The sequence below is a fragment of the Peribacillus sp. 05N428 genome (assembly GCF_056397085.1).
On sequence record NZ_JBFTMS010000003.1, the window covers coordinates 83,327 to 107,393 of the forward strand.

At 43.1% G+C, this 24,067-nt stretch carries 26 protein-coding genes; 24 read left to right on the forward strand and 2 right to left on the reverse strand.

Annotated elements, in window-relative coordinates; translation table 11 throughout:
- Positions 1-43 precede the first annotated feature (43 nt).
- The 14 genes from AC1DIV_RS03720 (at position 44) to AC1DIV_RS03785 (ending at position 11,552) form a co-directional block, all read left to right on the forward strand.
- A complete protein-coding gene (locus AC1DIV_RS03720; protein WP_340877222.1) occupies positions 44-1,054 on the forward strand; it encodes a permease in 1,011 nt (336 codons plus the stop codon).
- Positions 1,054-1,818, forward strand: a complete 765-nt coding sequence (locus AC1DIV_RS03725; protein ID WP_340877221.1) for a TIGR03943 family putative permease subunit — start codon at positions 1,054-1,056, stop codon at positions 1,816-1,818. The genes AC1DIV_RS03720 and AC1DIV_RS03725 overlap by 1 nt, the downstream gene beginning before the upstream one ends.
- Positions 1,819-2,011: 193 nt before the next feature.
- The gene (locus AC1DIV_RS03730; RefSeq protein ID WP_340877220.1) at positions 2,012-2,467 is read left to right on the forward strand and encodes an RrF2 family transcriptional regulator; all 456 of its coding nucleotides are present in this window, start codon (positions 2,012-2,014) and stop codon (positions 2,465-2,467) included.
- A gap of 74 nt (positions 2,468-2,541) precedes the next feature.
- Positions 2,542-3,252 carry a DsbA family oxidoreductase gene (locus AC1DIV_RS03735; protein ID WP_095394304.1) on the forward strand — a complete coding sequence of 237 codons (711 nt, stop codon included), beginning with the start codon at positions 2,542-2,544 and terminating at the stop codon, positions 3,250-3,252.
- A 129-nt stretch (positions 3,253-3,381) separates the two neighbouring features.
- Positions 3,382-3,663, forward strand: coding sequence for a hypothetical protein (locus AC1DIV_RS03740; RefSeq protein ID WP_134783620.1), 282 nt, complete (start codon positions 3,382-3,384; stop codon positions 3,661-3,663).
- A 398-nt stretch (positions 3,664-4,061) separates the two neighbouring features.
- On the forward strand, positions 4,062-4,877 hold the full coding sequence (locus tag AC1DIV_RS03745; RefSeq protein ID WP_340877217.1) for a uroporphyrinogen-III synthase: 816 nt from the start codon (positions 4,062-4,064) through the stop codon (positions 4,875-4,877).
- 13 nt (positions 4,878-4,890) lie between these two features.
- Positions 4,891-6,333, forward strand: coding sequence for a uroporphyrinogen-III C-methyltransferase (gene cobA, locus AC1DIV_RS03750; protein ID WP_477575790.1), 1,443 nt, complete (start codon positions 4,891-4,893; stop codon positions 6,331-6,333).
- Positions 6,334-6,511: 178 nt separating this feature from the next.
- Positions 6,512-6,685 (forward strand): hypothetical protein, encoded by a 174-nt coding sequence (locus AC1DIV_RS03755; protein WP_153246136.1) that lies wholly within the window; start codon positions 6,512-6,514, stop codon positions 6,683-6,685.
- A 143-nt stretch (positions 6,686-6,828) separates the two neighbouring features.
- A complete protein-coding gene (locus AC1DIV_RS03760; protein ID WP_251539823.1) occupies positions 6,829-7,239 on the forward strand; it encodes a DUF4064 domain-containing protein in 411 nt (136 codons plus the stop codon).
- Positions 7,240-7,416: 177 nt separating this feature from the next.
- Positions 7,417-7,938 carry a transglycosylase SLT domain-containing protein gene (locus tag AC1DIV_RS03765; RefSeq protein WP_340877214.1) on the forward strand — a complete coding sequence of 174 codons (522 nt, stop codon included), beginning with the start codon at positions 7,417-7,419 and terminating at the stop codon, positions 7,936-7,938.
- Between the two features lie 2 nt (positions 7,939-7,940).
- Positions 7,941-9,296 carry an immunoglobulin-like domain-containing protein gene (locus AC1DIV_RS03770; RefSeq protein WP_477575792.1) on the forward strand — a complete coding sequence of 452 codons (1,356 nt, stop codon included), beginning with the start codon at positions 7,941-7,943 and terminating at the stop codon, positions 9,294-9,296.
- Between the two features lie 487 nt (positions 9,297-9,783).
- On the forward strand, positions 9,784-10,167 hold the full coding sequence (locus AC1DIV_RS03775; protein WP_081088687.1) for a DnaJ family domain-containing protein: 384 nt from the start codon (positions 9,784-9,786) through the stop codon (positions 10,165-10,167).
- Positions 10,168-10,231: 64 nt separating this feature from the next.
- Positions 10,232-10,813, forward strand: coding sequence for a signal peptidase I (gene lepB / locus AC1DIV_RS03780; protein ID WP_477575889.1), 582 nt, complete (start codon positions 10,232-10,234; stop codon positions 10,811-10,813).
- A 253-nt stretch (positions 10,814-11,066) separates the two neighbouring features.
- Positions 11,067-11,552, forward strand: a complete 486-nt coding sequence (locus AC1DIV_RS03785; RefSeq protein WP_034309313.1) for a DedA family protein — start codon at positions 11,067-11,069, stop codon at positions 11,550-11,552.
- 86 nt (positions 11,553-11,638) lie between these two features.
- On the opposite strand, the gene AC1DIV_RS03790 is transcribed toward AC1DIV_RS03785, so the two are convergent.
- Positions 11,639-12,373 carry an SDR family NAD(P)-dependent oxidoreductase gene (locus AC1DIV_RS03790; RefSeq protein ID WP_340877212.1) on the reverse strand — a complete coding sequence of 245 codons (735 nt, stop codon included), beginning with the start codon at positions 12,371-12,373 and terminating at the stop codon, positions 11,639-11,641.
- 443 nt (positions 12,374-12,816) lie between these two features.
- Between AC1DIV_RS03790 and AC1DIV_RS03795 the strand changes: the two genes are divergently transcribed.
- The 8 genes from AC1DIV_RS03795 to AC1DIV_RS03830 all read left to right on the forward strand — a co-directional run bounded on the left by AC1DIV_RS03795 (position 12,817) and on the right by AC1DIV_RS03830 (position 21,890).
- Complete coding sequence (locus AC1DIV_RS03795) at positions 12,817-14,154, forward strand: MATE family efflux transporter (RefSeq protein ID WP_340877211.1); 1,338 nt, start codon at positions 12,817-12,819, stop codon at positions 14,152-14,154.
- Positions 14,155-14,310: 156 nt separating this feature from the next.
- The gene (gene pepV, locus AC1DIV_RS03800; protein ID WP_034309301.1) at positions 14,311-15,723 is read left to right on the forward strand and encodes a dipeptidase PepV; all 1,413 of its coding nucleotides are present in this window, start codon (positions 14,311-14,313) and stop codon (positions 15,721-15,723) included.
- Between the two features lie 21 nt (positions 15,724-15,744).
- Complete coding sequence (gene dat / locus AC1DIV_RS03805; protein ID WP_340877210.1) at positions 15,745-16,599, forward strand: D-amino-acid transaminase; 855 nt, start codon at positions 15,745-15,747, stop codon at positions 16,597-16,599.
- Positions 16,600-16,814: 215 nt separating this feature from the next.
- A complete protein-coding gene (locus tag AC1DIV_RS03810; RefSeq protein ID WP_340877209.1) occupies positions 16,815-18,053 on the forward strand; it encodes an Nramp family divalent metal transporter in 1,239 nt (412 codons plus the stop codon).
- Between the two features lie 183 nt (positions 18,054-18,236).
- Positions 18,237-18,845, forward strand: coding sequence for an RNA 2',3'-cyclic phosphodiesterase (gene thpR / locus AC1DIV_RS03815; protein ID WP_340877208.1), 609 nt, complete (start codon positions 18,237-18,239; stop codon positions 18,843-18,845).
- Positions 18,846-18,864: 19 nt separating this feature from the next.
- A complete protein-coding gene (locus AC1DIV_RS03820) occupies positions 18,865-19,872 on the forward strand; it encodes an NERD domain-containing protein (RefSeq protein WP_340877207.1) in 1,008 nt (335 codons plus the stop codon).
- The gene (locus AC1DIV_RS03825) at positions 19,784-20,815 is read left to right on the forward strand and encodes a diacylglycerol/lipid kinase family protein (RefSeq protein WP_340877206.1); all 1,032 of its coding nucleotides are present in this window, start codon (positions 19,784-19,786) and stop codon (positions 20,813-20,815) included. The genes AC1DIV_RS03820 and AC1DIV_RS03825 overlap by 89 nt, the downstream gene beginning before the upstream one ends.
- Before the next feature lie 292 nt (positions 20,816-21,107).
- Positions 21,108-21,890, forward strand: coding sequence for a phosphotransferase family protein (locus AC1DIV_RS03830; protein ID WP_048682303.1), 783 nt, complete (start codon positions 21,108-21,110; stop codon positions 21,888-21,890).
- Here the strand turns inward: AC1DIV_RS03830 and AC1DIV_RS03835 are convergent, their stop codons facing one another.
- Positions 21,891-22,166 carry a YtzH-like family protein gene (locus tag AC1DIV_RS03835; protein WP_034309293.1) on the reverse strand — a complete coding sequence of 92 codons (276 nt, stop codon included), beginning with the start codon at positions 22,164-22,166 and terminating at the stop codon, positions 21,891-21,893. It abuts the gene before it with no gap.
- 242 nt (positions 22,167-22,408) lie between these two features.
- On the opposite strand from AC1DIV_RS03835, the gene trmB reads away from it, so the two are divergent.
- Positions 22,409-23,047 (forward strand): tRNA (guanosine(46)-N7)-methyltransferase TrmB, encoded by a 639-nt coding sequence (gene trmB / locus AC1DIV_RS03840; protein ID WP_034309290.1) that lies wholly within the window; start codon positions 22,409-22,411, stop codon positions 23,045-23,047.
- Positions 23,048-23,171: 124 nt separating this feature from the next.
- Positions 23,172-24,017 (forward strand): YtnP family quorum-quenching lactonase, encoded by an 846-nt coding sequence (locus AC1DIV_RS03845; RefSeq protein WP_340877205.1) that lies wholly within the window; start codon positions 23,172-23,174, stop codon positions 24,015-24,017.
- Positions 24,018-24,067: the final 50 nt, after the last annotated feature.

Genomic DNA, 24,067 nt, shown 5'->3' on the forward strand with positions numbered 1-24,067 from the left:
CAAACTTAAATCGTAATAATTATGATTTGTGAGGTGGTTAAATATGCTTTTGAAACGCTACACGGGAAATTTGCTGTTATTGATTCTGCTGTTTTTGCTGCTGGCATTCTTTTTTCTAGGCGATGTGTTCATTCCCAAAGCGATTGATTTCTCCGACTACCCGATGCTTCACTCTGTGTTCGTCGTGTTTTTGGGATTGTTTTTAGAATCGATTCCTTTCCTGTTCCTCGGGGCCATTGCTTCATCATTCATCCAGTTGTTCATCAGTGAAGAAATCATTCAGCGGATGATACCCAAAAGCCCCCTGACGGCCATTTTTGCCGCGATAGCGGCGGCGCTGATCATTCCGGTTTGCGAATGTGCAATCATCCCGGTCGTCCGGAGATTGATTCAAAAGGGTGTCCCGGTCCATGCAGGTGTGGTCTTGCTCGTAACAGCCCCAATATTGAATGTCATCGTGTTTGGCTCAACTTATTATGCGTTCCAAAATAATCCGTCCATTCTATATGGAAGAATCATCCTTTGTGTCCTGACGGCCATAATCGCAGGTTTATTCATTCATATATTCAGCACAAAAGATGTGGTGAAAGAGGACAAGGTGGAACTGGTACAAGGGCATGAACATGATATTCAGTCGAGTAAATGGACAAGCTTCATTGATCATACTTCGCAGGAGTTTTTTATGGTCGGCAGATACTTTATCATCGGGGCCTTGTTTGCCAGTCTATTTCAGGTGTTCATGGATCGGTCCGTAATGGCCGATATTGGTCAGGCGCCAATAAAAGGCACGGCGTTGATGATGGGAATTGCGTTTGTGCTTTCACTCTGTTCATCAGCTGATGCATTCGTAGCGGCCTCCTTTTCCCATAGTTTTCTGCCAGGCTCCATACTGGGATTCCTTGTATTTGGCCCCATGCTGGATCTGAAAAATGTTTTGATCATGATGTCCTGTTTTAAACGGAGCTTCGTCGTCACGTATGTCCTGCTTATTTTCGCAGTCGTCTTCAGCCTATGCCTGATTGCAGGCATATTGATCAGTAAGGGGGGCTTCTGATGAAACGTTTTTTTATCCAAAGACTTGAAGGGTTGCTGCTGCTGGGATTGGGCCTCATGATCTTTAAATTGTATGTTTCAGGATATTTAACGAAATTGATTGCACCCAAGATGGTCCCATATGCATTGGCGGCACTTTTTGCTTTTTTAGTGATCAGCCTGCTCCGAATGAAAAAACAAAAACAGGGTGAACAACATTGTGATTGCGGATCGAATGGTGAGTCTTCCTCCTCCGCACTGGTCCTGAAATATAGTTTGTTCTTCCTTCCGATTCTTCTGGGCTTCATCCTGACCGACTTTACATTAAGCGGGGAAGTGCTGGCGAAAAGGGGGATGGCGAAGCAGCAGGCACAGATGGTAAGTTCATATGATTCAGGGAAACATGCGAATGGGGAGAAAATCTCCGTAACCGATGATAATTATTTTGAAGTACTGGATTATTTACTGAACAACCTCGATACGATCGAGGGGAAGGAAATAGAGATTTCCGGATTCATATACCGTGAGGATACATTTACGAAAAAACAAATGGCCATCTCCCGCCTCTCCATGTCCTGCTGTGTGGTCGATGCGACGTTATACGGATATATGGTCAACGGGAATGTGGAAGGAATGAAGACGAATGATTGGTATACGATTACAGGGACATTAAAAAAAGGAAGCTATAAAGGGGAACCCGTACCGGTGATCGATTTAAAAGATTCGAAGAAAATAAAGGCACCGGAAGAAGCTTATTTATATGAAAATGTACAAATCATTCAGTAGGATTGGAAAACCCGGCAAAAGGATATTTTGCCGGGTTTCGGTGCCGAAAGGGGGACATTATTTAGCGGAACCCGGAAACGGACGTAAAATCGTGCGCTGCGGGCGGAAAATCGAGAAATGGCGCCATTTGTTCGGGAGCACGTAACATAGTATAATGGCCTTACCATGGATAAGAGTGTAAGGGGGGATAATCTTGTCTTCAAGTAATCGAAACAATCAAATTGGTCCGCCGCGCTTTGCCATTGCCGTTCACTCTTTGGTTTGGCTCGCACAAAGCGAAAAGCTCCTGACAAGTTCGGCAATCGCCTTAAAGGTGAAGTCACACGCCACTTTTTTAAGAAGGGTGATGGCACAGCTTGCAGCTGAGGGGATCGTCGAAACAAAGGAAGGAAGGGAAGGCGGTTATAGTCTGAAGGTGCCTGCCTCTCAGCTTACTTTGGCGGATGTGTATCAAGCGGTACGGCCGGAATGTCTTGTTTGTATGGAAACGAGCGAATGCGGTGAAGTCGGGAAGCAGCTAGATACGGCTTTGGAGGAAATCATGAACGAAGCCGAAAAGGAAACATTGCGCCTGCTAAAGGGCTATACATTGGAAGAATTCATGAAAAAAGTCGACTTCACCAATTTTGAAAATGAGTGTCTGGGCTAATATCCTTGCAAGAGGATACCCAGGATTATATAATGTGCTTAATGCAATTGCATTTAAAATGAGGAGGTATTTACATGAAGGTGGAAATTTGGTCGGATTATCAATGTCCGTTCTGTTATATAGGTAAGCGTCGATTCGAAGAGGCTTTAAAGCAGTTTGAAAATAAAGATCAGGTAGAGGTCTCATTTCGCAGTTTTGAGTTGAACCCAGAGGCTGAGCGGGATATCAATATGACTCAAAATGAAATGCTGGCCAAGAAATACGGCATGTCTCAAGCGCAGGTGGAAGCGAACAGCCAAAACCTGACTCAACAGGCCAAAGAATTGGGACTCGATTATCATTTGGACAAAGTGGTCTTAACGAATTCGTTCGATGCCCACCGCTTGATGCACTTTGCTGAATCAAAAGGTAAAGAGAAAGAAATGAATGAGCGACTATTTAAAGCTTACTTTACGGAAGGCAAACATATTGGCGATCACGCTACATTGGCAAGTTTGGCTGAAGAGGTTGGCCTTGAAAAGTCCGAGACGGAGTCCATGCTGGCAGGAACGGCATTCACGGCAGAGGTTAGGGGAAATGAGCAAGAAGGAAGCCTGCTAGGAATTACAGGTGTCCCATTCTTCGTCATTAATCGCAAATATGGAATCTCCGGCGCCCAGCCAACGGAAGCATTCCTCGATACGCTAAAAAAAGTATGGGCTGAGGAAAATCCGCTTACGATCGTGAATGATCCAGCAACAGGCGACGCTTGTACGGACGGTTCTTGTAACGTAAAGGAAAAATAGAAGATGAAGAAGGAGATCCGAAACTGGGGTCTCCTTTTTTACTTAAAAAGGAAATGTCATGTATGGCAAAGAATATAGTGTACAGGATGGCTTTTCCAAAAAAAGTCCGAAATGAAAGGGAGTTAAAAGATGTATATAATGATTGGAATACTAGTCTTCGTGATTGCATGTGCAGTAATTGCCAAACTAATTTCCTATAAATATTGGACATGTATTTATACAGCATTCGGGAATGAAAATTATTATAAGGCAGTTGCGAAATTGGAAAGGGAAGGGATACCATTCAAAACGAAAACGCCTATGAATTTAGGCACTGAAAACTTTCAGAATCGCCATGAAACCACTCAATATGATGTTTTTGTAAAAAAAGAACAGGAGCATATTGCCCAAAGGGCGATAAATAAGAATTAACAAAGGGAAAATCATTGAAAATTGCTGTCCTGATGGCAGCTTTTTTGTATTGACTGAAAAGATAAGATAGGGAATTGAAGCAGTCCATGTTTTGCTTTTTTGGAAACTCACGAGTATTTACCCGAAACTCACGAGTAAAAGCCCGAAACTCACGAGTATTTGCTCCAAACTCACGAGTAAAAGCCCAAAATTCACGAGTATTTGCTCCAAACTCATGAGGGCGGGACTTATGAAAAGCAAAATGCTGCTAATCCATCTTTCCACTGAATTTATATAAGATAAAAGAAAGAAAAAGCGTTGTTTTTGATATGGAATCCGTTTTTTATAGTTTCAAAGACTGAAAATTTGTATAATGGGTGAGATGGATTTAATTGAATGTACATATAGGAGGGGCATGGATGAGTAAGCTAGATGGCAGGACCGTTGCTTTATTGGGGGCGCGGAAGACGGAAGAACTTAGTAAAATCGTTCAAAATCTTGGGGGAGTCCCGCTTGTTCGCCCGGCACAGGGGACGGTTTTCCTTGATGATTCCCATTTGGAAGAGGATGTCACCCGGTTGATGGCAGGGGAGTTCGATTGGATCATTCTCACGACGGGAGTGGGGACGGAATTATTATATAAAACGGCAGTGAAGATGGAAGCGGGAGATCGTTTCATAGAGGCTTTGCAGTCTATGAAAATTGCAGCTAGGGGCTATAAAACGGTGAATATGCTGAAAAAGCTTGGCCTGCAGCCATTAATCCGTGATGATGATGGCAGTACGGCAGGGCTTGTTCGCAATCTGGAAGGCCATCTGCCTGGAGGTGTAAAGGTCGCTTTGCAGCTGCACGGCGATCCGGCGCCTCTTTTGATGAATTGGCTGGATGAACAAAAAGTGGAACATAAAGAAATCCTGCCATATGAACATATAGCGCCTGAAAAAGAAACGATGCAGCAGCTGATCCAGGAAATCCTTGAAGGCAAAATCGATTCGGTTGTGTTCACGAGTGCACCACAGCCGCGAAATTTAATGAGATTTGTCCGTGAACAAGGTGTGGAGGATAAGATAATCGGCCTGTTTGCATCAGATGTAATTGCTCTTGCGGTCGGAAAGGTAACGGCGCAGGTGGTGATCGATGAAGGAATAGAGCGGGTCATTTATCCTGAAGATCAACGGATGGGCAGTGCAATGGTGGAGCTGGTGAAATATTATCAGGGAATGGCAAACAGATAGGGGTGAGTGCGGCATGACCAAGGGCAAGGTTTATTTTGTTGGTGCAGGTCCGGGTGATGTGGGCCTGATTACCGTAAAAGGCCAAAAAGCGATTGAAAAAGCGGACGTCATTTTATATGATAGATTGCTAAATCCCAAACTGTTGGAGGCAGCCGCCTTCGAGTGTGAATTGATATATTGTGGCAAGACACCTTATACTACTGGCATCAGCCAAGGGGAAATCAATGAGCTGCTTGTTTCCAAAGCACTGGCAGGGCATCGGGTCGTCCGTTTGAAAGGCGGTGATCCTGCCGTTTTTGGAAGAGTCGGGGAGGAAGCGGAATCGTTGAAAGAAGAGGGAATCCCATTCGAAGTCATTCCGGGGGTTACGTCCAGCATTGCTGCATCCATGTACGCAGGAGTACCCGTCACACATCGGGATTACGGACGTTCCTTTGCGATGGTGACGGGCCATGATCAAACGAAGAAGGATATATGGAATGGGCTTGTGAGTATAGATACGGTTGCCTTTTATATGGGTGTGGCCAACCTTCCGTCTATCCGCGAAAATTTGATCAATCATGGAAAGCCGGGGAATACACCGGCACTGGTCATTCAATGGGGCACTTATGGAAGACAGGAAAGTGTCGAGGGGACCTTGGATGATATCGTCGAACGGGTAAGTGGAAGGTCGCTTGGCAATCCTGCAATCACCTTGGTCGGGGATATCATTTCACTAAGGGGAAAACTGCAATGGTTCGAAAAGAAGCCGCTTTATGGACAACGGTTTTTAGTGGCCCGGACGGGGACGGCAAAAAGTGCCTTGGCGGAAGCGCTGTATGAACTTGGCGGCGAAGTCATCGAGTTTCCTAAATGGAATGCGGCAAAAGTGAAAATAGAAGAAAGTCAGCTGCTCACTTTTCTTTCGTATGATCGAATTCTCTTCACCTCGCCTGAAAGTGTCCATGGATTCTTGGATTCACTCACTGAACATGCTATTGATTTCCGCCGGATTTCTTCTAAACTATATGTGTTATCAAGGAAATCGAAAAAGGCTTTACAGCAACGGGGTCTGACGGCCGAGCTCAAATCCGGGATGCCGGATGCCGGAACACTGTTAGTTGTTGGGGATCGAAACAGAGATCTTAGAGATCCGGCACATGGGGACGGAGACTATATTCAATCAATCACTAAATTTGTCGATGAAAGATTCCTTGAAATCTTTCCGAGAATGCTGGATGGGAAAGCTGTAGGAACGGTATTATTTTCGAATCGGCATTCAGTCGATATGCTGATGCAATATGGGAATAAGGCAGACATGGATGTTGAAGCGCTGCTAAAACAAGCCTCCATCGGGGTGATCGGGGAAAGTACCGGCAATAGACTTCAAGACTATGGATTTACATCTGATATGATGCCGAAAGAACCGTCTGTCGAACAATTGGTGGATTTGATCGTGAATAGGAATGTTTGTTAGGCTCTGATAAAAACAGAGTCTATTTCCTTTGGAGGGCGTCGTTATTCACCTTCTATTAATATTGTTGGCGTTCAGTGTTAGGGCCAATCGTGTTATCATTTAATTACGGGACATCACGGAGTACGAAAAGCCCTCACTTACTGCTTTTATTGGCCGGAAAAGGACAGGAGGTGACTTCATGTTTAATATTGGTGATATTTTATGGCAATTATTCTACCTTGCCCTACTTGTTCTGTTATTCTTTATGGTTGTGAAGGCGGTCCGTTTCTTTATAAAGCATATGACAAAAATGAATAACCTGGAAAATAAAAGAGATGAATTACATGAACGATTGAAAAAGAAGGATGAATGAAGGCGAGGCAGGGGGAGCGTTAAACGGATTTGGACGATTTCACCAAATGGACACTCAACTTTGAGGAGTAAGGAATAAAAGTCTTTTATTCCTTCACAGATTGGGTATTATATATACGTGACTTTTCCAGGGAGGCGAAGTAAATGAAACGGACATGGGAATACGTATTAAGTATCATAGGTGTGAGTATCGCTGCGATTTTTTTAATCGTGACGATCATAGCGGCCGTCTATCTCAACAGTATCGATTTGAAAGAAATGATGGACTACTCATTAATGTCAGATTCTGAGTTTTCCTCGTCTGAGGTAGATATGTCAATCAAGTTATTCATGGGCATGCTTTGGGTGGGGATCATATCGCTGTTCATTGCCTTGGCAGGCGGTTTGATCGCTATCTTTCTATTAAAGGGCGGCAAGGCGAAGGGAGCCGGAATCTTATTGATCATTACGGGCATTCTGACGATTTTTCATGTTTGGCCGCTTATCTTCTTCATCATACCGGGTATCATGTGCCTTGTAAGGAAGCCGAGGGAAACGGTGGAAGTGATTGAATGATCCGGCATCATACATAGTTTTGTGATTTGAAAACAAAGGAGCTTTCCGTAATGCGGGTAAGCTCCTTTTATGCTGTAAGGATATTTAAGGAGAAAATACCTTATTATACCTGAAATCACCAGTCTATCATGTTACTATTATTATAGATTTAAATATAAATAGACTGGAGTTCGATCGATGAAGATACCTTTAATGAAGATTGGGGCACTGACCTGTTTAACACTCGGTTTGTTCAATGGACAGGCTTTTGCGGAGTCTGGAATAACCAATGCGTGTTCATCATTCGGTGAGATTCAACCCAATGAAAATCCTTCCCATAAGCAGATCAACTGCTTACTGACGAATGCGGCAATAGAGGCTGAAATCCCCCCTGAAGTGGTAAAAGCGGTGGCTACGCAGGAAAACGGGGATTGGAGGCAATTTAATGAGGATGGTAAACCGATTATATCCGACGATGGCGGCATCGGTCTAATGCAGCTTACCAATAAAAGTGGGTATGACCAGAAAAATCTGGAAAATGATATAGTCTACAATATCGGGGCAGGCGTCGAGGTCCTGAGTGGCATGTATTCAAGAAGGGATTTGCCCAAGATCAAAGGTGCAGGACGCAGGGTCATCGAAAATTGGTATTTCCCTGTCATGGCTTACAATGGGACAAAACCGGTGAACAGTCCCCTTTACCAGGAAAAGGGAAAATAAATGTGAATGCGTACCAAGAGGAAGTTTTTGCTGAGATAGAAAACCAAAGTTATTTGAATGATATGAAACTGGCAAAATATCCATTCAAAACTTCGGACTTTCAATATGATCGGGAAAGCACGGAAAATATCGTCTTTAAAAATCTTGAATACACCCTGACAGATCAAACGCATGACTCTGTTTATTGGTTCAGGGCAGGAGACAGAGTGGTGACGACATCGAGCGCGAATATCAGGAAAGAAATAAGCACTACGGCAGGTGCAGTAACTGTTCCGCCAAATACAAGCTTGATCATCACAGGGAATTTTGACTATCACGAATCTAAGGGAAATAAATTTGTCTTTTACCCTGTACAAACGGAAGACAAGAGTATTAAGGGGTATGTTTCATCAGCTTACATCTCCAATCGGCCATCGATTGTCAAGGATACGAATAAGCCTGTGATTTCAGGGACTGCCGGTAAATCAATTCCATTCAACTCAACTTTCAATCCTAAAACCGGCGTAAAGGCGAAGGATGATAAAGATGGTGACTTAACGAATGTCATCCGAGTTGAAGGGAAGGTCGATACCAAGAAAGTGGGCACCTATAATTTGACTTATACGGTAGCTGACAAAGCTGGGAATGTTTCCAAGGTCATAAGGAAAATAACCGTTTATGATCAAGTCAAGCCTGTGATTTCAGGTGCCGGGAACAAAACCATCAAACTTAATTCTTCATTCAATCCAAAAACAAAAGTGAGTGCCAAGGATAATGCCGATGGAAATTTGACTAGTAAAATCAAAGTGACGGGTACAGTCAATACGAAGAAAAAGGGGACCTATACATTGAAGTATACGGTCACAGATTCATCGAAAAATGCGGCGACGGTCACAAGAAAGATCACGATAGATGGCACCAAGCCAGTCATCTCGGGAGCCAATAGTAAAACCATTGGCTATTATTCGACATTCATCCCTAAATCGGGCGTATCTGCGAAAGATAACCTGGATGGCAACATGACAAGTAAAATAAAGGTGACAGGTACGGTGAATACAAAGAAAAAAGGTACGTATACATTAAAGTATACAATCACTGATTCATCGAAAAATACGGCGACAGTCACAAGAAAGATCACGGTAGACAGCACAAAGCCGGTCATTTCCGGTGCCAAGAGCAAAACCATTGCCTATAACTCGACATTCAATCCTAAATCAGGTGTATCCGCAAAAGATAATCTTGATGGAAGCTTAACAAGTAAGATCAAAATAACAGGGACTGTGAATACGAAGAAAAAAGGAACCTATACATTGACTTACACAGTTACGGATAAATCGAAGAACAAGGCGGAAGTAAAAAGGAAAATCACCGTTAAATAGAAGGCCAAAAAGGATTCTCTGAATAGAAACATGTTTAGAAAGCATCCTCATCACCTCAAGTTTGAATACTTCTATTTTAAAACAAAAATGGCTCTAGGCAAAAGTGTTCTATCTAAAATTAAAACAAAGTTGATTGGAACGGAAGGTACGAGACTCCTGCGGGAAAAGCGAGTCGAGGTAGACCCCGCAGGCGAAAGCCGAGGAGGCTCCCGGACCGCCCGCGGAAAGCGAGTGCCTGGAGTGGAAATTAACGACCAAATTGTACAAGCCATAAAAAAATGTAGACAAAATCGATTTTCATCGAGTTTGTCTACAGTCTGCAAGGATTCCCTGAATAGGGGAATCCTTTTTTGATGTCTGAATGTGTTTGGCTGCAAGATAGGCATATATAATAGTAGAAAGTGTCCTCAAGGGTGGAGCAGGTATTGATAAAAATGTTATAATTGTAAAAACATGTAATGACAAGTGATCTGAAGGGGGATTGTTTATGGGCAAAGAACACGGGCATGTGAACTGGATGGATCAAATTTTTAAGGAATATGAAAGAGAAGGCGGGCTGAAGAATAATCCTGGCTTTGGTAAACCGCTTCCGGAGTCGGCGCTGTCGGGAAATATATATGACAACTTCTTGACGAAGGCCAAGGATGCCGGCTTCCTTCCGCTTTGGATAAAATGGCAAAAAGAAATTCGGGAAGAGCTAGCCGAATTGGTTCGATTGAAAAAAATGAATGGAACTGAATCTGAATTAATGAAACGAATGGATGAAATTAATGAGAAAGTCCGTACATATAATGCGATTTGTCCAACCCAAATGCAGCGTAGGGAAATAGAGTTGGAAAGCATCGAAATCCAGTATGAAAAATGGAAGTAAATGATAATGTGTAAAATGTGGGTATTTGTATGAAGTGATCATGAAAGGATTATGTTATAATGGCATGAATAAAAAACAGAGAGAGGGACTTCGAGTGGAAAAAAGAAAAGAAGTTTTTTCATGGATAAAAGCGATATTGATTGCAGTCATTCTAGCTTTTTTAATTCGAACGTATATTTTTGCACCGATTGTCGTGGACGGTGAGTCAATGATGCCGACTCTGCAAGACCACGAAAGAATTGTTCTTACCAAGTTTGGAACGAATATCGATAATATAGACCGGTTTGATATTGTCGTTTTTCATGCAACGGTAGATAAAGATTATATAAAAAGGGTTATCGGTCTGCCAGGTGACCATATTGAATATAAAGATGATACGCTTTATATTAATGGGAAAGCTTATGAAGAACCATACTTGGACAAATATAAGAATCAGATGGCATCAGGAGTGCCGCTGACTGAATCCTTCAAGCTCGAAGATATTACAGGCAGCATGACAGTGCCGGAAGGCCAGTTGTTCCTTATGGGGGACAATCGCCAAAATAGTTTGGATAGCCGTGAAATTGGCACGATATCCGTCGATGAAATCGTGGGCAAGGCGAATCTAGTGTATTGGCCGATCAATGAAATAAAGATTGTGAAATAAGAAGAAGCGGACTCGGGTATCGAGTCCGCTTTTATTGTTGCCGATTTTCATCCTTAATGAGGAAACTGCCATACAGGTATTTCAACAAAAAACGTGTTCATTCTTCTTTTTTTTCTATTTTTTTTTTTGAAAATCAACTCATTTGGGTTAAATTAGGTTATCCTATTAAAAAGAAGTAATCACGTTACCCAGGCCCGCATAAGAAAAGAAAATGGATTACTTTAATAAAGGGTGCTGAGATGGAGTACTTTAGATGGATATAGTAAAAGATTTAATATCAAACTATGGTTATTTTGCGATATATGGATTGTTGGCGATTGGGATTATTGGCTTGCCGGTACCTGATGAGTTCATGATGACTTTTGTCGGCTATTTGTCATCCATTTCCGTTTTGAATGTCCAGGGAGCATTCCTTGTCAGTTTCCTGGGCTCGATATCCGGGATGCTTGTCAGTTATTTCATCGGGAAAAAGGTGGGGAAGCCTTTTTTGAGGAAGCATGGTAAGTGGATCAAAATGACCCCCGCGAGGTTGGAAAAATTGGAGAAATGGTTCAATAAATACGGTCCATGGACGATTATCATCGCCTATTTCATTCCAGGAGTCCGTCACTTCGCAAGTTACATTTCCGGTATGAATGGAATGGGGAAACGAAAGTACTTTATCTTTGCAGGAGCAGGGGCATTCAGCTGGTGTTTGGTATTTACGACTTTTGGCTATTTCATCGGTGTGTTAACTTAACTCATTACAACTTACAAAATTTCTTTATTGAATCAGAAAATCCCGTTTCTGAGTATTAGAAACGGGATTTTCCATTTCTGCTTTAATTATTGAGCGGAGTATCCGCCGTCGATGACAAGCTCGGCACCAGTTACATATGATGCTTCATCGGATGCTAGATAAAGCACGGCATTTGCAATATCCGCCGGCTGACCCAAACGTTGTAATGGAGTGGCCTTGATCATTTGGTTCACTAACTCTTTTGATTCTTCTAATTTTTGAGTCATCGGTGTTTCGATGATACCAGGGAATACGGCATTGACACGGACGCCCATGCGGCCATATTGCGTTGCGGCAGCCTTGGAAATAGCACGGACGGCACCTTTTGAAGCTGAATAAGAGTTTAAGCCCATTCCGATTTGAGCTGTAAAGGAAGAAATGTTTACAACTGCGCCTTTCCCTTCTTTAGCCATGTGAGGAACAACGTGTTTCATTCCAAGGAATGGTCCAAATCCATTGATGCCTAACATTAGCTGCCAATCGGCCAATGTCGTATCGTTAATGCCTTTTTCCGTTAAGATACCGGCATTGTTTACCAAAATGTCGATTTTGCCAAATTTAGCGATAACTTCATCCGTCACCATTTTCCAGCTTTCGTCTGAAGATACATCAAGTACAGTACCATGGACGTTATCGAGTTCATTCACGGCAGCTACAGCTTTTTCATTGATATCGGCAGCAATGACTTGTGCTCCTTCTTTTGTGAATAGGTCTACCATTTCCCTGCCCATACCAGATGCTCCGCCAGTGATAATGGCTACTTTATCAGTCAATCTTCCCATCATGATCACTCCTAATTATTTGTTATAACGATGAATATATATTCAAGCATAGTTCAAAAGGTATATTATCAACGAGCAATACTATAACTCCTTCAGGAATCCGTCAAGCATTTTATTTTCCGGCTTGGGAAATGCCTTTTTCTTGCTGGATAAAAATGTACTTCCCATAACCCCCGCGGGTTGAAAGCGATACCAATCTTTCAATCTTCAAATTTTGATACGTAAATGATCCAGATTTAAAATGGCTTTTACCCGTTCTATTTGAAACGTTCCACAAGTAATCTGGTAGAGGCATCTCTTGCATGTTGGGGAGCACCATATGTACAATTCTAGTGATTAAAATTAAATACTGCAATATTTTTGTACTTTGAATACAAATTTTTATAACGACATTCCAATTCTAACTTTTCAGAACTTTTATGTACATAGGAGGTCATCATTTTATGAATAACAGAGTATATCTTTCCTTGGCCATCCCGCTTACGATTTCGACGATGAGTACGCCCTTGCTCGGTGCGGTCGATACGGCTGTGGTTGGAAAGTTGAGTGATCCCGCTTATATTGGCGGTGTGGCTGTCGGAACCATAATTTTTAATACGATGTATTGGCTTTTTGGTTTTCTTCGGGTCAGTACATCTGCTTTCGCTGCACAAGCGGAAGGGGCAAGGGATGAAAAGCAAACCCTGATGGCCTTGATTCGGCCTTTTTTCATTGCAGCGATCATCGGTCTGCTTTTTATCGTGATCCAAAAGCCCATTTTGAATGTATCGTTAGGCGCAATCGGTCCGGAATCGGATGTTTCCGCCTTTGCCGCAGATTATTTCGGCATCAGGATATGGGGCGCACCATTTGCTCTATTGAATTATGTCATCTTAGGCTGGTTAATGGGGAAATCGAGGATAAAAACGTCTTTGTTCATTCAAGTTTTCATGAACGTGATGAATATAATCTTATGCCTCGTTTTCGTTAATGGCTTTTCATGGTCTGTATCAGGGGTTGCTGCCGCTACACTGATATCAGAGATTTCCGCTTTTTTACTGGGCTTGTGGGTCATCCGGAAAGCGGTTAACGTACCGGATTCTTTTTCAATCCGGGAGGGGTTCGATCGGGCTTCCCTGAAAAAAATGATGGTGGTCAACAGGGATTTATTCATCAGGACCATTTGCCTGATCACGGTTTTCAATCTTTTTACGGCCAAGGGAGCGACTTTCGGGACAGAGACCCTGGCGGCCAATGCCGTACTCATTCAAATCCATTACCTGATGGCCTATTGCTTTGATGGCTTCGCGAACGCGTCAAGTCTTCTGGTCGGGAAGGCGATTGGTTCGAGAGATATAAACCTTTATAAAAAAACACTCTCACTATCGGCGCGGTGGGGCTTGTATGCCTCGTTCATACTTGCCGCATCTTACTATCTTTTCAGCGATGAGGTCATTCTCTTATTCACGGATATTCCCGGCGTCATCGAATTGGCCCATGAATATGGACTTTGGATAGTCCTATTCCCATTCAGTGCCTTTATCGGACTCATTTTTTATGGAGTGTTTACCGGTGCGACTGAAGCCGTTCCAGTAAGGAACTCTATGCTTCTGGCTCTGATGGCTTTTTTAATAGTCCAATACGCAGCAGTCAGCAATCATGGCAATCATGGTTTATGGCTTGCATTCCTGGCTTTCAGTTTAGGACGTTCTTTGTTTTTAGCATTATATATTCCAAGACTGAACAGAAAAGTAACAGTGTTAATGAATGACGATAGTCTAATGAAATCATCCTCTTTTTAATAAAAGAGGGTGTTTTTTTATTTTTGTAAGGAATTTTATCGGTAGTTTGATGTTAGTAATAATTCGGGAATACGAAGAATAGGTAGCAAGGCTTGGCGAATGTGGTAGTAAAAGTGATAAAATGAAAAATATATATAAAAGAGGAGTTGTCATATTTTGAGTGAATTGAATTGGCGAGAAGAAGTTGAAAAACGGAAAATGGACTTATTACTGGACACACAAAACTTATTGAAAATAAAAAGTGTACTTGATGAAGAACACCCGACAGAGGAGGCCCCACTCGGTAAAGGGGTGAAGGAAGCGCTTGATTTCATGCTTCAATTAGGCGAAAAAGACGGTTTTACTGTGAAAAATGTCGATAATGTCGCTGGTCATATCGAAATGGGGGAAGGCGAGGAGTTAATCGGGATTTTATGCCATGTCGACGTGGTACCAGAGGGAGATGGCTGGAGTTCGGATCCGTTTGGAGCTGAAATCCGCAATGGCCGCATATATGCCCGTGGGGCAATCGATGATAAAGGGCCGACTATGGCTGCCTATCATGCGATGAAGCTGGTCCGGGAGCTAGGAGAACCTTTGAACAAACGTGTAAGGATGATCATTGGAACCGATGAAGAATCGAATTGGCGCTGCGTTGACCGGTACTTTGAAGTGGAGGAAATGCCTTCGATCGGCTTCGCACCAGATGCTGACTTCCCGATCATCAGTGCGGAAAAAGGAATCTGGGATTTCTCGGTTATCCATCCTGCCGATGCAGGAAATGGCACGAACTCAGACGTGAATGTCATCGAGTTTTCTTCAGGTCGAAGGACGAATATGGTACCGGATTTTGCGACGGCTATTGTGGAAACGGACAACACTGCTGAAGTGGCTGCAAACTATCAGGATTATTTGCAAAAGTACTCATTGGAGGGGCAAGCCGTTCCGCAAAAAAATCAAGTGCTGCTTGAAATGAATGGTGTTTCGGCACACGCGATGGAGCCGAACAACGGAAGAAATGCAGGTCTGCATTTAGCCGTATTTTTAGCTGATCTCACTCTTGATCCGCATGCGAAAGCCTACTTCACTTTCATCAAGGATCGTTTGTTCGAAGATTCCCGCGGAAATAATTTAGGTGTGGCGTATTCGGATGAGCAAACAGGAGAATTGACGATCAATGCCGGCGTTTTCAATTATTCTAAACAAGGCGACAGCTCGATCGGTTTCAGCATGCGTTATCCGGTCACGTTTGAGTGGGAACAGCAAAAGGCGGCGCTGGAAGAAAGGCTTGCGGCATATAATTTGAAAGTGAAGACCAATTCGCATTCAACTCCGCATTATGTGGACAGTGAAAGCTTCTTGATCAAGACGTTGCAGGAAGTGTATGAAGCGGAGACAGGTGATAAAGCCGAGCTTCTTTCGATTGGCGGCGGCACATATGCCCGTTCATTGAAAGAAGGCGTTGCATTTGGACCGCTTTTCCCAGGCAGCGAAGACATTGCGCATCAGAAAGATGAATATATTGATATTGAGGATATGCTTAAGGCTACGTCCATTTATGCACGTGCCATTCATGAATTGGCTAAATAAGAGGCAAAGAGGGAGAAAGACATGGGAAAAATCATTTTTAACGGCGACCTTAAAAGCAGGTCCGAAGTAAAGGTAGATATTGAAGACCGGGGATATCAATTCGGTGATGGCGTCTATGAAGTCATTCGGGTTTATAATGGCGAATTATTTACGGAGGATATGCATCTGAACCGGCTGATCGACAGTGCGAAGTTGATTCAGATGAAAGTTCCCTTTACCATAGCGGAAATCAAAACCCGCATGAAAGAGCTGATCGCTGAAAATCAACTGAAGGACGGTATCGTCTATATGCAGCTGACAAGAGGAGTATCTGCGCGTACACACTCTTTTCCAACTGCAGAGGTGGAACCGGTCTTTGTCGCCTATACAAAGGAAATGCCTTATACAGGCAAAATGAAGCCAGGGGTCAATGCTGTTACCACCGACGATATACGCTGGCTGCGCTGTAATATCAAGAGTTTAAATCTACTGGGAAATATAATGGCTAAACAGCAAGCTGTGGAAGCCGGCTGTGATGAAGCGATCCAGCATCGTGATGGTACGGTGACGGAGGGAAGTTCATCAAATGTCTCAATCGTGGTGGATGGTCAACTTAAAACGCATCCGGCCACAAACTTGATCCTGAATGGAATTACCCGTCAGGTGATGCTGAAGCTTTGCGCTGATCATGGGATTCCCTATGTCGAAGAAGCCTTCACGGTCGAGGACATGATGGCAGCCGATGAAGTTCTTTATACAAGCACTAGCGTCGAAGTGACACCCATCATTAATATCGATGGCCAATCGATTGCAGCCGGGGAACCCGGTCCGATAACTCAAAGACTGCAGAAACTGTTTTCCGAGGAAATCGAGAAGCAATGCGGTTCCGTTAAATAGAGGAATGCCCCTTTGCCACTAATGGCAAGGGGGTTTTTTTATCTGTGTAGCCGGAAGCGAGATGGCCTTCCCCGAATTCCCGATCACGTTAATTACATCGATATGCAATCCTCTCTTTTGACATTTTAAAAAACCAGGAATATACTTGCTAATAACCTAAAAAGTTTACCTATTGCAACAATTTGAGTTGCGTGTAAAAAGGAGTAGAAATAGATATGTCCGACGTGTTGCATCAATCTTCTTCGAGAGGAATAAAAAAACTGCTTCCCTATCTAGGGCCTGCCTTCATAGCAGCTGTGGCCTATATTGATCCAGGGAATTATGCGACCAATATTACAGCCGGATCAAAATATGGCTATACGCTATTATGGGTTATCTTCGCATCCAATTTAATGGCTGTGCTAATCCAATCACTATCAGCTAAATTGGGGATTGCCACTGGAAAGAACCTTCCGGAGCTATGCAGGGAAAAATTTTCGAAAAAAACATCTTTCTTATTATGGATTCAGGCTGAAGCCGTTATAATGGCAACCGACCTAGCTGAATTCATAGGAGCCGCACTAGGGATTTATTTACTATTTGACTTACCGTTAATCACATCGGCAATCATTGCAGCGATTGGTTCCTTTGCCATTCTGGAAATCCAGCGCAGGGGTTACCGGACATTCGAAGCCCTGATCACGGTCATGATATTTGTCGTTGTGATAGCTTTTGGCGCTCAAGTTTTTTATGCAAAACCTGACACTTCAGCCGTTGTTTTAGGACTCTTCACTCCGAAATTCGACGGAGTGGACAGCATTTTACTATCGGCCGGTATGCTTGGAGCCACCGTTATGCCACATGCGATATACCTTCATTCCTCTTTGACTCAAAGAAGGATAGTCGGAGTAAATGATTTGGAAAGAAAAAGGATTTATCGTTTTGAGCTAATTGACATTGTCATCGCCATGCTGATTGCAGGTGCGATCAATGCCGCCATGGTCATCGTTTCAGCTGCCCTATTTCATAAGAATGGAGCACTAGTGGAGGACTTGGATGTTGCCTATCAACAATTCGGGGCCATGCTTGGACCATCAGTCGCGATGTTCTTTGGAATAGGATTATTATTTGCCGGTTTATCGAGCTCATCCGTTGGTGTAATGACAGGTGATGTTGTCATGCAAGGATTCATTAAAAGACATATTCCGATTTATTTAAGAAGGGTCATTACTACCGTCCCGCCCCTGCTCATAATATTATGGGGAGTGAATCCATCCAAAGCGCTTGTGATGAGCCAAGTTGTCCTCTCGTTTGGCATCGCGTTTGCCTTAGTGCCATTGATCATGTTTACAAGTAATAAAAAAATCATGGGCAGCCTGGTCAACCATAAAATCACCTCGGGCGCCGCTTGGCTTATAGCTGTACTTATCATTGGACTGAACTTGTTCCTGCTTTACGAAACACTGTTCAGCTAACATGGAAATGGCAGGGGAGGACCGATTTTTGGTCCTTTTTTGCTGTATTTTTCTATAATCGACCCACAGCTGAAAAAAATACATCCAGGAACTGCGTATGATCCGTCATGGGCTTTTTTCATAGTATGGTAGATTGGGGAATATTCCTGTGGGGATTAGGAGGCCCAAGAAAGGGTATAGGCAATGGGAATTATGGTAAAATTAAAGGGAAAACAGGAAGGAATGGAAATGAACATGAATACTCATTTTTTCTTTGCTTTAGTATTGCCTGATGATATTAAGGCCTATTTAAATGCTGTTACGGAACAACTAAAGCCAGGCTTTCCATTTAAGAAATGGCTGCATCCAGCCGATTATCATATTACGATGGCATTTTTGGGGAATGCTCCCGATACATTGAAAGAGGATGCTGTGGGGCGTGTGGGAAGCGTGCTTGCCAATGAGGCTTCATTCGGCTTGGAACTCGGCGATATTGGCGGTTTCGGCAAGAGTGACAGTCCAAGGATTCTATGGGCAGGCGTCAAGCAGCAAGAAAGGCTTTTTGCCATTCAAAGGAAAGTCTATAATTCCTGTATCGAAGCGGGTTTTGAACTTGATAAGAAGCCGTTTAAGCCTCATATTACACTGGCAAGAAAATTCGAGGGGGATAATCCCTTTTCGCTGGAGGGCGTTCGCCAGATGGCGAATGTGCAGGATATGCATTTTGAAGCAGATCAAGTTGCGTTATATCAAACACATCTTGGAGCTTCCCCTTCATACGAGAAGATTTTCACGATAAACCTCCAAAAATAGAGAGATGGGTGGTGGTCGAATGGCACAGCTCATAAAGATGCAAGATTATATTTCCCGGTATGAGCAGGATATTTATCGTTATCCTACACAATTTGCACGGTTGAAAAAACAGCAATGGGATAGATTGAAGGCTGCTTATAATGCGGGTGAGCTAGATCGGTTGTATAGCGAACATACTGAAAGTAAAACACAGGTCAAACTTGATCCGCCTCAGGAAGATTCGAAGCGCCTGTTTAAAAAGGTGAAAGACATATTCCGCCGGACAGGTAAACAGGAGTCAGAGGCGGAAGAACTGCCAATGCCGAAACAGATTGAAGATCCTAATGTTTTTTCATTAAGATTTCCGTTCCGGCCAGCCAGTCTCGATGAATTAAAGCAAAATTTTTTAAATCAATTGCTTCGTTTTCAAATGAAATGGGGGAGTTCGACGCTTCGTGAAAAGTCATTTGTGGACCAATCATTCTTTTTGGATGAGAGGCTCCGCTTTTTTCTGCAGCGTTTTCCGGATACGTTTCTTGTATTATATAAACCTATCTTTCTTTTGAAAAATGCGCCTGTTGAAGTCGAAGTCATTTTATTGACCCCGGTTGATGCTTGGTGCATCACGTTTCTGGAAGCGGAAGAAGACGCTGCTTTCATCGGGTCAAGTGAACGATTCTGGGTCCGCAGGCATCATAAGCATCCTGACAAAAAAGTGCTCAATCCTTTGCTTGGTGCAAATCGGATGACGAACATCGTCTCCCAGTTATTTGAGCTATATGGAGTGAACATGCCGATTAAAAAGGTGATTTTATCCCGGAATGGATATGTCGATTATCCCGAAGCCCCTTATGATATTACGATATTGGATAAACGGACCTTCCCAGAATGGTTCGAAAGGATGCGGGCCATATCGTCTCCGCTCAAGGCACAGCAGTTAAAAGGGGCACAGGCTCTGCTTGAATATTGCCAAACTACATCCAGCCTGCGACCTGAATGGGAAGCGGAGTATAACCAAACGGATGGAAATCAGCATGCCGCACCTTAAAGAAACGGTGTATTTCATTGTCAATCCAATGGCAGGAAATGGAGAGAGTTTGAAGGTTTGGAAAAAAGCCGAGAAAATACTGCAATCAAAAGCTGTTCCCCATGAGGTGTTTTTTACACGGGAAAAGGGGCATGCGCTAAGATTGACGAAGGAGATCCTATCAGGGACTAAGCAGGATACCCGGATGATCGCTGTCGGGGGAGATGGCACGATCAATGAAATGATAAATGGCGCCATAGGTTTCCCCCACGCTATCATCGGCTCCCTTGCGGCTGGATCCGGTAATGATTATGTAAGGGGCATTCAAAAAACCGAGAGTGTGGAAGAAGCTCTTTCTTTATTTCAGGATAATGCCTTTAGTGCCATTGATATCGGACAGTTCGAGACGAATGGCAAGATGGGGTATTTCGTGAACAGCCTGGGAATGGGCATTGATGCTGAAATTTCCGATGAAGCGGAGCGTTCCCCTCTGAAAAAATGGTTTAATTTTGTCAGAGCGGGTAAATTAATTTATCTGTTCATTTTTATAAAAAAGATAGTGACTTACAAGCCCGGCTGCATGGAATTGATCATTGATGGAGACCGGCATCTTTTGAAAAAGGTTTGGTTCATCGTTATTGCGAACCAGTCCTATTTTGGCGGTGGGATGAAAATTTCACCGATGTCGAAGCTGGATGATGGCAGGTTGAACGTGATTGCGGTCCATGATATTCCTTTGTTGAAATTATTGACCGTCTTCATCACCGTTTTATGGGGCGGTCACCTGAACATTAAAAATGTTGATTCTTTTTCCGGTAAAATGATAAAAATGAAGAATGAAGGGTCAGTGAAAATCCAGTCTGATGGGGAAATTGTTGGTAGGAACGAAGTAGCTGCAGTGGTTCTGAAAGAGAAATTGCGCGTCATGTTACAGGCTGATAACCGACACAAAAATATGAAATGATTTATTTGTTTTTGTTTTATGCGTATAATCGTTTTATAGTACTTGACGAAGAAACCGTTTTTCAACTAAAATTTAATTTATGGCTATTGTTTAATTGCTCAATAGCTATTTTTTTATTTCTCTAAAATGAGGATGTTTTTAATTGCGGGTATCATCCCGATGCAAGTATATATGCAGCTTCGCCAGCAGGCGGATTTTTTATAAAACATGGACTCAAAGTAGTGGTAATACATACACTAGGTGAACGTACCCACATTTGTATGATTAAGCGAGGAAATCGAAGGTGAACCAGTTGGAACATTTATTAGGTCAGGAGTGGGATATATCCCCTGCTGGAGGAGCTACGGGAGAAGCCTTTATTGCCGAGAAAGAGGGGCAGAAGCTTTTCCTTAAACGAAATTCATCGCCATTTTTAGCTGTTCTTTCAGCTGAGGGCATTGTTCCAAAGTTAATGTGGACAAAACGCCTGGAAAATGGGGATGTAATTACGGCCCAGCATTGGATGGAAGGCAGGGAGCTATCTCAGCAGGAAATGAACAATATAAGAGTCGCAAAGCTGCTTCAAAAAATTCATCAATCCGATCCTTTGTTAAGCATGCTCAAAAGGCTTGGGAAATCCCCTTTACGACCTGAAAGTATACTTACAGACATAGAAACCGGGTTATCTTCGGATGTTACGGACATTCCGATTATCAAACAGGCCATCCATTTTTTACAGAACAATCTCCTGTTGATTGAATGCGACGAAAAAGTCGTCTGTCATTGTGATGTGAACCACAATAATTGGCTCATGACAGAAACGGACGGTTTGTTCCTGATTGATTGGGACGGAGCGGTCATAGGCGATCCGGCCATTGACCTCGGCATACTCCTGTATTCATATGTCCCAAGGGAAGAATGGAATCAATGGCTTGCCCGTTACGGCAAGAAGCTTGACGCAGGCCTGGAGATGAGGATGAAATGGCACACGGTTTCACAACTTGTGCTTTCCATCCAATGGCATCATCGCAGGAAGCGGTACGAGGAAAGAAATGAATTACTGCAAAAACTGGAAGCGTTATTGATGTTCAGCTGATCAGAATTGATCTATATCATCCACCCACTGGGACAGGTCGTTCTGGTGGGTTGAAATATGTGCATCTAAATCGGCGGTACCGATGCCCGTCTGACTGTATTCGTAAATCTCCGTCAGTATCGTTTTCACATTGCTGTCAATTTCCATATTGATCATTAAGGATTTGACGAGCCTTTCAACCTGTTCACATTCAGAAACGGATCCGCAGCAGTCTGTTTGATGGTTGGTCAATATATCTTTCAATAGTGACATTTGGTGTTCATGGGAAAGCGGCATATAATACCTCTCCTTTCTTAAACATGGATTCAAGGGATTCCCAGGTGGTACCCGCCTGCCCTTCACTTATTTATGGTGTGTTTTGCTGAAAGTTTTATACATGAAAACTACAGTGACTGTCGCCTGGATGGCCGGCAGTTTTTTTATTTGATCAGTGGGTGTTTCCTGAAAAAATCAACTTGCAGGAATCCATACACTCGTGTTATGGTTTGAACGATTATATTATAAATAGGGGTGTCATCATGCGTTTAAGAAATAAACCTTGGGCTGAAGACCGTTTGAATGATTTTCCACAATATGTAATTCAGCAGCCAGTGAGCCATAAAGGTAAATGGCATGAAGTTTTCGGAAACGATAATCCGTTATATATTGAAGTGGGTACGGGAAAAGGCCGTTTCATCACAGAAATGGCAAAGGCCCATCCTGATGTGAATTTCATTGGAATTGAAGTATATGGAAGCGTCATTGTCGCAGCATTGGACTTGCTGATTGAAGCGGATGTTCCAAATTTAAAGCTGTTGAATGTTGACGCAGCGAACTTAGGGGACTATTTTGCAAAAGGTGACGTGGATCGCGTCTACTTGAATTTCTCTGATCCATGGCCGAAATCACGTCATGCAAAACGTCGATTAACATATAAGACATTCCTCGAAGTATATGAAGGCATCCTGCCGGACAAAGGCGAGATTCACTTCAAGACGGATAATCAAGGGTTATTCGAATCTTCCTTGAAAAGTATTTCCGAATACGGCATGCTCTTGAAATTTGTAAGCCTTGATTTGCATAACAGCAGTTTTGAAGGCAACATCATGACTGAATATGAAGAAAAGTTCTCGAGTAAAGGCAATCGGATATACCGATTGGAAGCAATGTTCCAATAATCAACGATCAGAAACCAGGTGCACAGCATCTGGTTTTTTTGTTTATGATTTACGGGATGACTTGATTGTTATCAATTTCAATATATGGAAGCGGGTGTTAAACTAAAGGCAGAGGAGGGGTAAAATGGAAACGATGCAAATAGGGGAAATAAAATTAACATGGTTGAATGGCGGTGTGACACACTTGGATGGCGGTGCGATGTTCGGTGTTGTACCGAAACCGCTTTGGTCCAAGAAGTATCCCGTTAACGAAAATAACCAAATCGAGTTACGTACGGATCCGATTTTGGTGCAGGCCAATGGATTGAATATGCTTATAGATTCCGGTATTGGCAATGGAAAGATGAATGACAAGCAGAAACGGAATTTTGGGGTGACGGAGGAATCCAATCTTGTCGAAGATCTGGGCAGACTTGGGATTCAGCCAAATGATATCGATTACATTTTAATGACCCATCTACATTTCGATCATGCCTGCGGGTTGACGAAACGTGAAGGTGAAACTTGGGTGCCTGTTTTCGAGCGTGCAGAAATCATCACGACCAAAACGGAATGGGCGGAAATGAAAAACCCGAATATTCGTTCAAAAAGTACATATTGGGCAGAAAACTGGGAGGCTGTCGCTTCTCTTGTACGTCCTTTTGAAGGGGAACAGGAAATTACGGCTGGCATTAAAATGATCCATACCGGGGGGCATAGTGATGGACATGCGATCATCATCATGGAAGATGGCGGGGATAGATTGATCCACATGGCAGATATCATGCCGACGCACGCGCATGCGAATGTCCTCTGGGTCCTCGCTTATGATGATTATCCCATGACTTCCATCGAGGCGAAGGAAAAGTGGATGAAATCCGGACTGGAAAATGGGTCCTGGTATAGCTTTTACCATGATGCCCAATACTGTGCCATCAAATGGGATGCAACGGGTAAGGAGATACTAGCCGAATTGAAACGGAAGCGTTAAGAAGGAAAGCAAAAGGAGGACGTCATCTTGACGGCCCTCCTTTTTTTGTT

What these genes read in the sequence shown, in the direction of transcription:
- AC1DIV_RS03720 (WP_340877222.1), top strand. Translation starts at nt 44, where the DNA reads ATGCTTTTGAAACGCTACACGGGAAATTTGCTGTTATTGATTCTGCTG.
- AC1DIV_RS03725 (WP_340877221.1), top strand. Translation starts at nt 1,054, where the DNA reads ATGAAACGTTTTTTTATCCAAAGACTTGAAGGGTTGCTGCTGCTGGGA.
- AC1DIV_RS03735 (WP_095394304.1), top strand. Translation starts at nt 2,542, where the DNA reads ATGAAGGTGGAAATTTGGTCGGATTATCAATGTCCGTTCTGTTATATA.
- AC1DIV_RS03740 (WP_134783620.1), top strand. Translation starts at nt 3,382, where the DNA reads ATGTATATAATGATTGGAATACTAGTCTTCGTGATTGCATGTGCAGTA.
- AC1DIV_RS03745 (WP_340877217.1), top strand. Translation starts at nt 4,062, where the DNA reads ATGAGTAAGCTAGATGGCAGGACCGTTGCTTTATTGGGGGCGCGGAAG.
- cobA (WP_477575790.1), top strand. Translation starts at nt 4,891, where the DNA reads ATGACCAAGGGCAAGGTTTATTTTGTTGGTGCAGGTCCGGGTGATGTG.
- AC1DIV_RS03755 (WP_153246136.1), top strand. Translation starts at nt 6,512, where the DNA reads ATGTTTAATATTGGTGATATTTTATGGCAATTATTCTACCTTGCCCTA.
- AC1DIV_RS03760 (WP_251539823.1), top strand. Translation starts at nt 6,829, where the DNA reads ATGAAACGGACATGGGAATACGTATTAAGTATCATAGGTGTGAGTATC.
- AC1DIV_RS03765 (WP_340877214.1), top strand. Translation starts at nt 7,417, where the DNA reads ATGAAGATACCTTTAATGAAGATTGGGGCACTGACCTGTTTAACACTC.
- AC1DIV_RS03775 (WP_081088687.1), top strand. Translation starts at nt 9,784, where the DNA reads ATGGGCAAAGAACACGGGCATGTGAACTGGATGGATCAAATTTTTAAG.
- lepB (WP_477575889.1), top strand. Translation starts at nt 10,232, where the DNA reads ATGAATAAAAAACAGAGAGAGGGACTTCGAGTGGAAAAAAGAAAAGAA.
- AC1DIV_RS03785 (WP_034309313.1), top strand. Translation starts at nt 11,067, where the DNA reads ATGGATATAGTAAAAGATTTAATATCAAACTATGGTTATTTTGCGATA.
- AC1DIV_RS03790 (WP_340877212.1), bottom strand. Translation starts at nt 12,373, where the DNA reads ATGGGAAGATTGACTGATAAAGTAGCCATTATCACTGGCGGAGCATCT.
- AC1DIV_RS03795 (WP_340877211.1), top strand. Translation starts at nt 12,817, where the DNA reads ATGAATAACAGAGTATATCTTTCCTTGGCCATCCCGCTTACGATTTCG.
- dat (WP_340877210.1), top strand. Translation starts at nt 15,745, where the DNA reads ATGGGAAAAATCATTTTTAACGGCGACCTTAAAAGCAGGTCCGAAGTA.
- AC1DIV_RS03810 (WP_340877209.1), top strand. Translation starts at nt 16,815, where the DNA reads ATGTCCGACGTGTTGCATCAATCTTCTTCGAGAGGAATAAAAAAACTG.
- thpR (WP_340877208.1), top strand. Translation starts at nt 18,237, where the DNA reads ATGGGAATTATGGTAAAATTAAAGGGAAAACAGGAAGGAATGGAAATG.
- AC1DIV_RS03820 (WP_340877207.1), top strand. Translation starts at nt 18,865, where the DNA reads ATGGCACAGCTCATAAAGATGCAAGATTATATTTCCCGGTATGAGCAG.
- AC1DIV_RS03835 (WP_034309293.1), bottom strand. Translation starts at nt 22,166, where the DNA reads ATGCCGCTTTCCCATGAACACCAAATGTCACTATTGAAAGATATATTG.
- trmB (WP_034309290.1), top strand. Translation starts at nt 22,409, where the DNA reads ATGCGTTTAAGAAATAAACCTTGGGCTGAAGACCGTTTGAATGATTTT.
- AC1DIV_RS03845 (WP_340877205.1), top strand. Translation starts at nt 23,172, where the DNA reads ATGGAAACGATGCAAATAGGGGAAATAAAATTAACATGGTTGAATGGC.